At 37.9% G+C, this 10,612-nt stretch carries 9 protein-coding genes; 2 read left to right on the forward strand and 7 right to left on the reverse strand.

Annotated elements, in window-relative coordinates; translation table 11 throughout:
* Positions 1 to 117 precede the first annotated feature (117 nt).
* Complete coding sequence (locus tag L2764_RS28615; protein ID WP_512701022.1) at positions 118 to 261, forward strand: DUF8812 domain-containing protein; 144 nt, start codon at positions 118 to 120, stop codon at positions 259 to 261.
* A 218-nt stretch (positions 262 to 479) separates the two neighbouring features.
* On the opposite strand, the gene L2764_RS23650 is transcribed toward L2764_RS28615, so the two are convergent.
* From L2764_RS23650 to L2764_RS23665, 4 genes are all read right to left on the reverse strand, one after another.
* Positions 480 to 788, reverse strand: coding sequence for a hypothetical protein (locus L2764_RS23650; RefSeq protein WP_248942804.1), 309 nt, complete (start codon positions 786 to 788; stop codon positions 480 to 482).
* A gap of 68 nt (positions 789 to 856) precedes the next feature.
* Positions 857 to 1,129 (reverse strand): hypothetical protein, encoded by a 273-nt coding sequence (locus tag L2764_RS23655; protein ID WP_248942805.1) that lies wholly within the window; start codon positions 1,127 to 1,129, stop codon positions 857 to 859.
* 143 nt (positions 1,130 to 1,272) lie between these two features.
* A complete protein-coding gene (locus L2764_RS23660; protein WP_248942806.1) occupies positions 1,273 to 1,599 on the reverse strand; it encodes a hypothetical protein in 327 nt (108 codons plus the stop codon).
* Between the two features lie 345 nt (positions 1,600 to 1,944).
* The gene (locus tag L2764_RS23665; protein WP_248942807.1) at positions 1,945 to 2,637 is read right to left on the reverse strand and encodes a hypothetical protein; all 693 of its coding nucleotides are present in this window, start codon (positions 2,635 to 2,637) and stop codon (positions 1,945 to 1,947) included.
* A gap of 444 nt (positions 2,638 to 3,081) precedes the next feature.
* Between L2764_RS23665 and L2764_RS23670 the strand changes: the two genes are divergently transcribed.
* Positions 3,082 to 4,080 (forward strand): YecA family protein, encoded by a 999-nt coding sequence (locus tag L2764_RS23670; RefSeq protein WP_248942808.1) that lies wholly within the window; start codon positions 3,082 to 3,084, stop codon positions 4,078 to 4,080.
* An 813-nt stretch (positions 4,081 to 4,893) separates the two neighbouring features.
* Here the strand turns inward: L2764_RS23670 and L2764_RS23675 are convergent.
* The 3 genes from L2764_RS23675 to L2764_RS28620 all read right to left on the reverse strand — a co-directional run bounded on the left by L2764_RS23675 (position 4,894) and on the right by L2764_RS28620 (position 10,451).
* Positions 4,894 to 9,618, reverse strand: a complete 4,725-nt coding sequence (locus L2764_RS23675) for an RHS repeat-associated core domain-containing protein (protein WP_248942809.1) — start codon at positions 9,616 to 9,618, stop codon at positions 4,894 to 4,896.
* Positions 9,619 to 9,913: 295 nt separating this feature from the next.
* Positions 9,914 to 10,159, reverse strand: coding sequence for a hypothetical protein (locus tag L2764_RS23680; RefSeq protein WP_248942811.1), 246 nt, complete (start codon positions 10,157 to 10,159; stop codon positions 9,914 to 9,916).
* Positions 10,160 to 10,307: 148 nt separating this feature from the next.
* Positions 10,308 to 10,451 (reverse strand): DUF8812 domain-containing protein, encoded by a 144-nt coding sequence (locus L2764_RS28620; RefSeq protein WP_512701023.1) that lies wholly within the window; start codon positions 10,449 to 10,451, stop codon positions 10,308 to 10,310.
* Between the last annotated feature and the right edge of the window lie 161 nt (positions 10,452 to 10,612).

The following is a 10,612-nucleotide window of genomic DNA, read 5'->3' on the forward strand; positions in this document are numbered from 1 at the left end:
TATGCATAACTTTCCTTGTCATTCGCATGAATAGCGTGATGAGACTATTCTAAATATAGTCAAGTTTTTTAACTTGGCAGATTTAACCTTTTATTGAAAAGGTTAAACTCATACTGAATACACTCTTCACATGAGCATATAAAAGAGGCTGTCATGAATAACGACCTAGAAGCTTTTTGTCTTAAAAAGATGAATCGTTCATTTTGGGAGCATGTGCCTGATGAACGATTTCAACGTCGAGTGGAATTTTTGAAACACTGATCGAGTTTACGCTCAAGACATTAAAATGTCAGCAAGCTGAATGCTAATAACAATACCACAGAAATATAGTATGCTATTACTGGGTAGCTAATAAGCCTTCTGGGGTTGTTTTGGTACTTGACTAATATCTTGCTTCAATGGATTCAGAACGAGAGTTAATCGCTCTACCAGTGATAAGGCTCCATATCACTGGTTTATGAATTGATTAGTCACACCTGTTATCGCGTAACCATAATATCAATACATGAAAAAGTAATTGTTGCTTTTGGGTAATTACCCAAGATATATGGGCCAGAATTTTCAGTAGAATTAATTAATTTAATTTTTTCGCCTTGACTTGAGCAAAAGATACCAGCCTCAGTTAACACCTCAGCCATTAATGGCTCACTGCCAGATGGAAATGCACCTTCTTCTCGAGACATTACATAAGTGTTTTTACCCGCAGCTATTGGGCCTATTGTTGTAGTAGCACAACCTGTAAGCAATACCATAAGTGATATTCCGTAAGTTATATTTTCAACTTTCATTTCAGTCCTTTAACGATATTTTGTTGAGCACAGCCCAAGTGTTCATATTTTATTAGGTAATACAATTTCTATTGTACACACTTGAATTTTAATTGAGCGCTTGCACAACGAACAAATGGAATTCCATCTTTGGCTGCGACATATATGGTTTCTACTTGCTGCCCTTTTTTACTGCAAAACTTGTTAGCTTTCTTGTAGGCTTCAGCTTCTTGCCCACTGCCAGTAGCGAACCCACATCCACCTGCTTTCTCGGATAACATATAAGAATCCCGCTCCATTTTAACGACACCTGAAGAGCAGCCTGATAGTAAAAATATCGCCATTATTATTATAATTCTCATAAATTACCTTATTTATTATTCAGTTATATTCTTTAGGATTCTAACTTGTAGCCTACCAGTGATAAGGCTCCATTATCACTGGTATATTCAGCGCTTGGAATAGGTCGTGGCTGCGCGCGGCCTATCCTTATCTGTGAGTTTTTTCATTTTTCGGTTTTGTTCTTACTTTCTATAGCTGTATTAATACGAATATTTGCTAGGTCTTCTGCCATGCCTTTGATCATTGTTCCTGACCTGTCTCCATCAGTTGGACTTAATACAAAACTGATTACAAATAAGCACGTCGATTGAATCAGCGTAACGTCAATAAAAGCGACCAACCCTAAGCTTACGAAACCAGAGAGTAAGAATAGAAATGACAATTTATCAAATATTTTGGCACCAAGGCGTTGACTACTATTTTCATAAATAGCCCTTTCTTGAACAATATTTTCAGCTTCTTTTTGATATGACTCCAGCCACTTAGTCATAGGTTCCTCTTTTAAATATTGGCGGTAAACATAACTTCTTTCACGATAGCATTTGTTCCAACATTATCAAAGCAAGCGTAACAATGAATAAGTGATGTCTTCACTAAGATCCCCCCCTACCAGTGATAAGGCTTTTTTATCACTGGTTTGTTTAACTTGTAATATGGGCAAAAAAAGTTAGAGAAAAAATCTCTTTAAAAGTAGTTTGAATGAGGGAACGTATTGTGAGTTAGCATTGCCCAACGGATTGCGTACTATTCCTTTCTACATAATACGAGGTATGAAGCCCGATACCCAACAAAACGATTCGAAATATCCGCCTGCTTTTGTTTGTTCCACAATCCTTTACAATTCACAAGGCCATAGTTCCTTCTCTAAGCACTCAATTTTTAGATTCTCAACTAATCCATAGAGGGTTTCGGTCAGTACTTTTGAATCAATTTGATGATTCGATGTATAAGACTCCTGCTTATCCAAAGGACTAAATCCTATATTTATTAGCGGGAAATGCTGATTGTGCACCGCCTCACACCGAGCGAAATCATAAAGTATTTGATTATTTGAAAAGAGCTCAATGTATTTCTCGAAGTTATCACAGTTAAACCCTGATATATCAGCGTTTTTTAATATCTCCAGCAGTTTTTCCCGCTTTTGGTATCGGAGACAACAACTACCATGTATATCCTCTTCTGTTCCAATAGCCCGCTCAACTGCAAGTATAATCTCATCATAATGTGTCAATTTCTTATAAATTGAGCAATCAGATACTTTTGAGTCCTGGTATTGGAATAGAAAAAGTAAGTCGATATTTTCAAATAAATCATATTTCCCTGAGTATTTTTTTACTACTTTTTTGAATGAATCTCTATCGTATAGCTCAGGGTATCGACCCCGAGCAAGTGCGGAAATATGGCATAGCAGAACAGTTAACCCCTCTAAATGGAACTTTTTCGAATCGGTTAGAAATTTTGCTCTTTCAAGTTTATCCCCCCACCCATTGAAATAAGCTTCTATGAATTTATACTTTGAGCATCCCATACAGTTTATTATCCACACAATAATGTTCTAACTTAAAATATAGTAAAGAAATAATCATAATAATTGGGTTTATCTCTCTACCAGTGATAAACACGATTTATCACTGGTAGAGGAAGATAAAAGTCTAAGTAGGCGCTCCCCAGCGAACCAATTTTTTGTACAAACTCCATGCGTAATTTTTGATGGTAAATAGGGTGCTGTGTACATTCGTGCGAAAATGGGCGGTAGAGTAATTTCACTTTTGGGTTTTGACCTTTTAAAACTCCACCTTCTGTCTATTAAGAATATAATCACCGTATAAAATGAGTGCTAAAAACACAGTGCGCATAATAGTGAGACCAGTTAGGTTAATGCACTATGAGTAAAGAAACCACTTCCTACTTATAATGGGGCTAGTCGTGTATCATATTCAGCGTCAACAATAATAAGACAAAAGGGTGATAAATGAAGGCTGGTCGCAATGATCCTTGTCCGTGTGGCAGTGGTAAAAAATATAAAAGCTGTTGTATGGATGCGATGTCAAAACAGCGTGTTGACATCATCGATGATCTGAAACAAATAACAGCGATGAATGCCAATTTGAGCATAGACGAACTCAATGTAGTGGCTCAACATAAGGCGGCAGAATATAATAATCGTGCATATGATGATTTTTGTGGTCTATCGCCAGCACAAATGTATAACTGGTTGTATGCGCCATTTGGCGAATTAGAAAGTTTAACGCTCTGTGTTCCTGAGGATTTAACTGCTTGCCCTGTGATGCGTTATTTGTCGCTGATCCTTGAAGAAGCCATGCAACATGGTGGTTCTTTTAAATCCACCAGTAAAGGTAACTTACCCACCAAACTCGTTAAGCAAGCCAGCGAATTATTACCTGAGTTTGCTGTGGCAGGGTTTGAAACAGAGTTAAGCATTAGCGAATTTGCTGGCAGTAATGAAGACAAGTTTAATGCACTGCATTATGCTCGATTATTGGCTGAGCTGTCAGGGATCATTTATCGTCGCAGTGGCCGCTATCACGTAAAAAAGACAGCACAAAAACAGTATAAAGCACAGGGGATTAGTGCTTTCTTTTTGCCCATGTTAGAAGCAGCCATTAAGCAATACAATTGGGGGTACTTCGATAATTTCTCTGATGATATTGATTTACAACCTTTTTGGTTATTTATGCTATGGCGACTGCGGTCACATGGTTCTATTGACACATTAGCTGGCGAAGTCGCAACCGCTTTTCCAGCGTTATTGAGCCAATGTTCAAATGATGAATATTTCTCATCACATAATCTGCTCGAAATGATTATCGGATCACGTTTTATCACGCGTTTTTTACAGTTTTGGGGCTTTGTCACTGTTGATCCGAGAAGGTATATTGATGGGAAGCGAATACCTCAAGAGGCAAAGAGACAGCCGCTATTATCACAAACCTTTGAATTTTTGCTTTAATGTATAAACATGAAGAATAAGAATTACTCGATGTAGCTCATTTGTTCTAAATTAAGCGCAATTTTAGTACATCTAACTATTGTGGTCAGCATAGACAAATCTGACTGTACTGCAAGAGTTTCCCTACCAGTGATAAGCGATCTTATCACTGGTAGAACTTTAGATAGTTTGAGTCTTTTTTCTACTATCTAAGGTTTGTTGCTGACTGTAATTTCACCACTTTTGCACTTAGATCCTATGCTGCCGTAAGCTCCAGATTAATTTTGTGTATTGGAATAGTTTGAAGAATAACCTATGGAAACTATATTAACAGTCATCATTGTTATATAATGCCCCCGCTAGTCTGAATATCTCTTTCAATCAAATATTAAACTTTTTAAACAGAGCCCCTGCACATTTCATCATCAAATAAATGAAGAATATTCCCGATAGTAAAATTATCAATAATATTAATATAAAGATCATAATTCCCGATATGGGCATGGATTTTACGTTTGCAAGAGGATCAAATCCAAATAAAAAAGCAACTGAGATCGTTACAACATAAAGCATGATAATAACCAAAGTCAATAAACTGTATAAAATCATTGCCCGGTAACGTCGTGCTTTTGGCGTTCTACCGTCGTCGATGTGTATTCGTTGCATGGTTTTCCTTATGTAACATATAAAACACTTTCAAAGCAAAAGTTATCAGAAACTCCCACAGTAATAAAAAAGTTAGCACATTGTAAATGTGCTAACTCACAATCAAAGGTACTACAATCTATATATTGATTTAATTAAACGCAATTCAATGTACGTTTATATAAATCCTTACCACTCGGGTAATTGTGAAACATAATCCACTATGGTTTCCGCCCCCCCATTAAAGCCATTGGTTGCTGAACTGGCAAAGCCCGCTGCCCCCCCATAGCCTGCGCCGATCTGGACTTCAGCCACACTCCGCTTAGCATCGGTATACGCAGGGCTATAGGAATTTTGCAAAATTCGAGATGTTGTTGATGGCGTCATATTATGCTGGCTCTGGGTTAAGGTATTATTGGGAAAGCCGCGTCTTTTAATCAAAGCTTGAGCCCCTCCTTTACCCAGCGCGCCACCAAAAGTACCCAGAATAAAAGCTTCAGCCACGTTATACGGTGCAAATTCACCTTTTAAAGCCTGATTGGCGAGCTCGCCCAAACCATTTGCTGTCCCCCCCATAGCCATAGTGCCTAGCCATCCACCACCAAAAGTCGAAGCCAATCCAACCGTTCCTCCAATAACACCTGCTTGTACTGTATTCATCAAATTAAAATCTTGGCTATTGTAGATATCAAGCCCCGCTCCAATCACAAAACCCGTCGCAAACCCAGCAGCTTGTACAGCCCATTCACCATTTGGATCAACATACTTATAGGGATTATTATTGGCATAGGCATAGCGATTAAAGCTATGACTACCACCCGCAAACCCCACTGGATCGTTACTGTAAAAACGGCCAATAAGTGGATCATAATATCGGGCTTGCATGTAGGTTAATCCTAACTCTTTATCATGCAAGTGACCTGTGTAGCCTATGCCTGCTTTGTCACCGCTTAAACGCTTGCCGAATGGCTCATAATAGTTACGGGTTGTCACTTTTCCCTTAGCGTCGGACTGCGCCAGTGGCGTGCCTAAATGATCGGTATGTTGATAAATAATCGTTTGATCGCGTTTTTCCGCAATGAGTTTGTTACCAAGGTATATATATTCCGTTTTAAGACCCTTTTCATCCTCACGATAAAGTAATTGCCCATTGACATCGTATAGGCTAAAGCGGCTGCCTGCTTTATTACTACTTTTAACCTGACGATTATACCCATCGTAAATAGAGGTTTGGCCATTCGCACTCACCAGTTGATTGGCTTTATTATAACTCAGGGCGTAACGGCCATTTTTAGTGATATTACCTCTCGCATCATAGCTATATTGATACTTATAAGCACCAGTCACTTGTGTAAGGTGGTTTTTATTATCATATTGATAATCTATTTTACCACCACTCACGCTACGGCTGGTGAAGTTACCTAAACTGTCATAATGATAACTCCCCGCTCCCCATTTACCCTTGGCGCGCGTCAGCCTATCTAAACCGTCATAACCAATTTGCTTCACGCTGTATTTCGTATTAACAAGATCATTGATTGCTGTTACGTTATCATTATTATCATAAGTGAAAGTGAGCGCTAGTGCCTTACTGTCTTTACTCAGATGTTGCAATTTGTTAATGCGCTGCGAAGTATCTAATACAGTCCCATAACTAAGGCCATTTTCAAAACGAGCAGATCGTAGTTGACCATTGCCGTAATAAATTGCTTTCGTAATAAGGTTACCAGCGGTTGTAGGCTGTCCATGTGCATTAGGTGCAAAAGCCATTTTTGTGCCCGTAGGGTAAGTTAGCGATGATAAATGACCTAACTTGTCATACTCTCTTTTAATGCTGAGTTTCTTCGCCCCTATGGTTAATGCTTCACTGGAAAGCTGATCTAAACCATTATATTGATATTGCCATTTAATACTCCCTGCATTGAGCTGGGTTAAATTATTATTTTCATCGTAACGATAACTCTTATTGGGAGTATTATCAGGATATATTTCCGCTTTTAAATGCCCAAGTTGATCATATTGAAACTTGATTTTATGGGATTCAGGCACCACCTTCGCATCACAAATTTTTGAGCTTCCTTTGGTACCTTCAGCGCGCCAAACAGGCTGATTCTGATTATTAAACCCAACTGCTGTGATCCCTGTCTCTGGTCGAACGATTTTACAAAGGCGTTGCCTTGTATCATAAATACGCTTCTCTTGCTTTCCGCCTTGGGCGATCTGAGTGATATGACCAAATAGGTTATAGTTAATTTGCGTTAAGCTATGCTCTGGTCCATCAATCTCAACAGCTAAATCATGACTCGGCATACCATAAGCAAGGTAGCTGTTAGTCGTGGTATTTCCTTTTGCATCAATAATACGGACTCGATTGCCTTTTAGATACTCATAGTTTGTCGTTCCGCCATCGCTCTCACGAGTAACGTCGAGAATACGCCCTAGAGCATCATATTGGGTTCTCAATCTTGCTTTATGATGTAAAACATGATGGGGAAAACTTTCAAAAGTGATACGTCCCTCATGATCATACCCCTTTCGTTTATAATAAGTGGTATTATTTTTTTTAATATCCCGCTCAATCTCCAATACTGGGCGTAACATAAAATCAAAATAACTAACTTGCTCATAATCCCCTTGCTTAAGCGTTCTTTTAGTGAAGCCTTTACTTACTAACCCACTATAACCCCCATCATCGCCATCACTGTTGACCTTGGTGTAGCTGATTTCTTTATTCTCAATGGCCTTATTATTGTAATTTTCTTTGGTTAACCAACCCATCGCATTATATTCGTAGTTGGTTTTATGGCCTTTAAAGTCGGTGATGCTTTTCACTGTAGCATCTGAATTAACATCAACTTTAGTCACTACAGTATTTTTACTGCTACCATTCGCAGTTGAACAACCATTGGCGAGTGAGCAGGGTAAAGTGATCTTACGAGGAATTCCACGAAAATAACTTTCATATAGTTCATACCGTTGGCTACCATGATAGTCAATTTTTTTAAGCTGACCATCTTTATGGTAAGTATTCGTTTTAACTAAACTTCCCATTTCTTTTGACTGGTGAGGCAATAAACTGTCTTTGTGATAAGTTGTTTCCTTGGTAGCCGTATTAAATTGATTATCAAGCGAAACATATTCTAATCGCGGTAAATTTAATACCCATTTATCAAGATTATGCTGATAACTCAGCTTGATATACCGTTCATTATGGCTAACGTTGTTATATTCATGGATATGTTGCACTGCGCCATACGGATTAAACTGACTATACTCAGTCGTATAAGTATCCCCAGCTAAATCGATAACCTTCTTAGTTTGTGAAATGCGTACATTTTTATTAAACAGATTATCTAACAATAGCCCTGAATTGCCCACGGGGCTAGTAGTATAATCATATTGTACTTCTTCAATTAAGCCGCCTTTATCATAAGTCCGTGTCGCCATCAGCTGACCTTCTAACGAACTGACGCCATTTCGATTAAAATAATATTTCACAAAGCTACCATCAGGACGGATCTCTTTAACCCATTTATGATGTGCCTTCCCTATAAGAGGGAATCCAAAGTGAACAAGTCCATATTCAGAGGTATTATCTATAATATTAGAGGGCAGGTCTTCTTTTAAGTTATTAGAATCGTTTGGTTTAGTTGTAAACCATGACCCCTTAGTTTGTGAATGGCTGTAGCGCCATATCATGCTCTTGTCTTTAGCATAAGTAATCGTTTTGGATTCTAATGCCAACACAGGATTATCAGGCCACCTGAACTTAATAGTGTAGTTTTTTTTCTTCTTATAATCATAAGCTGTTCGCGCTATAGATCGGGTATTTGAACGGCCAAAATTTTGTACTTTGAATTTAAATACACCTTTGGCACCATCAGGATGATGCATGGTAATGTCAGTTTTCCCTCCAGTGTTAAATGTACCATCAATTCTTGTCGATAGATTCCTACGGTTATTAGAAGAATGCTGAAACCCCCAATGGTTATTGTCAGGCAAAATAACTTTACTTAACCTGCCGCCAGCATATTCATATTGCCATGTTTTGTCACCATGATGGATTGCTTTTAATTGAGTATTTGAATGATTAGGGTGTAATTTTCCATATTCAAAGGTCACTTCCCGACCATCGCTGGCTGTAATTTTAATCAATTGTATATTTTCATAATGATACTGAAGACTATTTCCAAACCTATCCTCTACTTTAGTAACTAATATATGTGCCTCAAAGGCTCCCAGCTTAGAACCTTTGTTATATCGAGACACACTCAATTTATTAAACGTATATTTAGTTCCATCAGGGGAATAACCAACGAAACCTTCATCGTTGCTGTTTGTCAATTTTGTATTACAACTAAAACGCCAATTAGAAGTAGTTTTACGTCTAAACTTGCCATCTTTAGCTGGAGTTTCAAGTAAAAGCATATCTTGCCCTGCAATCGACAAAAAATCACCAGACCATGAGATGGCTGGATCATCCGCTTTTTTTGGTATTTTTGTTAAACCTGTCGGATTAATATTACCTGAACAAGCCTTACCCATCCCCCAAGAACCATATAGTAATCGCATATGATCCTTATAATTGTCTCCTTTTTGCTTAGGTTTCTTGTAAAGTGTCGTATGAATAGAAGGAATATCTAATGACCAATCAAGCATCAGACTGTTAGTCAGTCTCTTTGGGTATAGAGATTGGCCTTGATCTTTTAAAGTACGGCTGATCACAATATCAGGGCCATTACCTTTAATCACTAAATCAGTTTGGTGAAAACTCACTCTTCCCGTATATAAATCAATTTTTTCGCCAAACAGCGAACTATCATGGGCGCTAAAGCTATTACTTGATATAGGAAGCCGAGCCTCAAATTGTTCATCAGACTCACAATTCCCACTAGCGAAGGTAAAACCTGCCATAGAGAGTGGCAGTAATAAAAATAAAAAATCGAAAAGGTAACAACATGTTTAATCCATTAGGAAATAATTAATAAACATTACTGATTGTTGTTTTGTATGATCTACAAATACTCTCAGCAATATATTCCTACATATTGTATCGTGTTGTATCGTGTTGCATCGTGTTGTATCGTTGTGATTTTACTATGAATTGGTAAAACGAGACCATGGTCTAGTGCTGCAATTTAGTATATTGCTAAAATAAGGTTGCCTTATGTAACAAATATCTATTTTTACGCCTTTATTTAGCAAGTTACTAACAATAAGCTTTGTTGATATTTAAAGAAATGGTGAATATTAATTCTTCTGGAGGAGGGGCGAGGGCTTGGAGATCCTGATGCTGTCCTAATTGCTTTTTGTTCTTTAATTGCTGCAATTGTTCATGGTTACTCTGATAAGCATCAGCGCTACTACCTAAAAAATCAGCTTGGTTAAATATCAGTTTACTTGAATATACCAGTGATAATGGAGCCTTATCACTGGTAGAGCGATTAACTCTCATTCTGAATCCATTGAAGCAAGATATTAGTCAAGTACCCAAAACAACCCCAGAAGGCTTATTAGCTACCCAGTAATAGCATACTATATTTCTGTGGTATTGTTTTAGCATTCAGCTTGCTGACATTTTAATGTCTTGAGCGTAAACTCGATCAGTGTTTCAAAAATTCCACTCGACGTTGAAATCGTTCATCAGGCACATGTTCCCAAAATGAACGATTCATCATTTTAAGACAAAAAGCTTCTAGGTCGTTATTCATGACAGCCTCTTTTATATGCTCATGTGAAGAGTGTATTCAGTATGAATTGAACCTTTTCAATAAAAGGTTCAATCTGCCAAGTTAAAAAACTTGACTATATTTAGAATAGTGTAGTGGCATAGTTAATTTGGCCACTACAAGTCTCATCACACTATTCATGCGAATGACAAGGAATGTTATGCCGAACGATGTCAATC

It is taken from the genome of Shewanella surugensis (genome assembly GCF_023284005.1).
Classification (GTDB): Bacteria; Pseudomonadota; Gammaproteobacteria; order Enterobacterales; family Shewanellaceae; genus Shewanella; species Shewanella surugensis.

Bases quoted from the DNA above. Each gene is read 5' to 3' on its own strand.
- L2764_RS23670 (WP_248942808.1), top strand. From the start codon at position 3,082: ATGAAGGCTGGTCGCAATGATCCTTGTCCGTGTGGCAGTGGTAAAAAA.
- L2764_RS23660 (WP_248942806.1), bottom strand. From the start codon at position 1,599: ATGACTAAGTGGCTGGAGTCATATCAAAAAGAAGCTGAAAATATTGTT.
- L2764_RS23650 (WP_248942804.1), bottom strand. From the start codon at position 788: ATGAAAGTTGAAAATATAACTTACGGAATATCACTTATGGTATTGCTT.
- L2764_RS23655 (WP_248942805.1), bottom strand. From the start codon at position 1,129: ATGAGAATTATAATAATAATGGCGATATTTTTACTATCAGGCTGCTCT.
- L2764_RS23680 (WP_248942811.1), bottom strand. From the start codon at position 10,159: ATGAGAGTTAATCGCTCTACCAGTGATAAGGCTCCATTATCACTGGTA.
- L2764_RS23665 (WP_248942807.1), bottom strand. From the start codon at position 2,637: ATGGGATGCTCAAAGTATAAATTCATAGAAGCTTATTTCAATGGGTGG.
- L2764_RS23675 (WP_248942809.1), bottom strand. From the start codon at position 9,618: ATGGCAGGTTTTACCTTCGCTAGTGGGAATTGTGAGTCTGATGAACAA.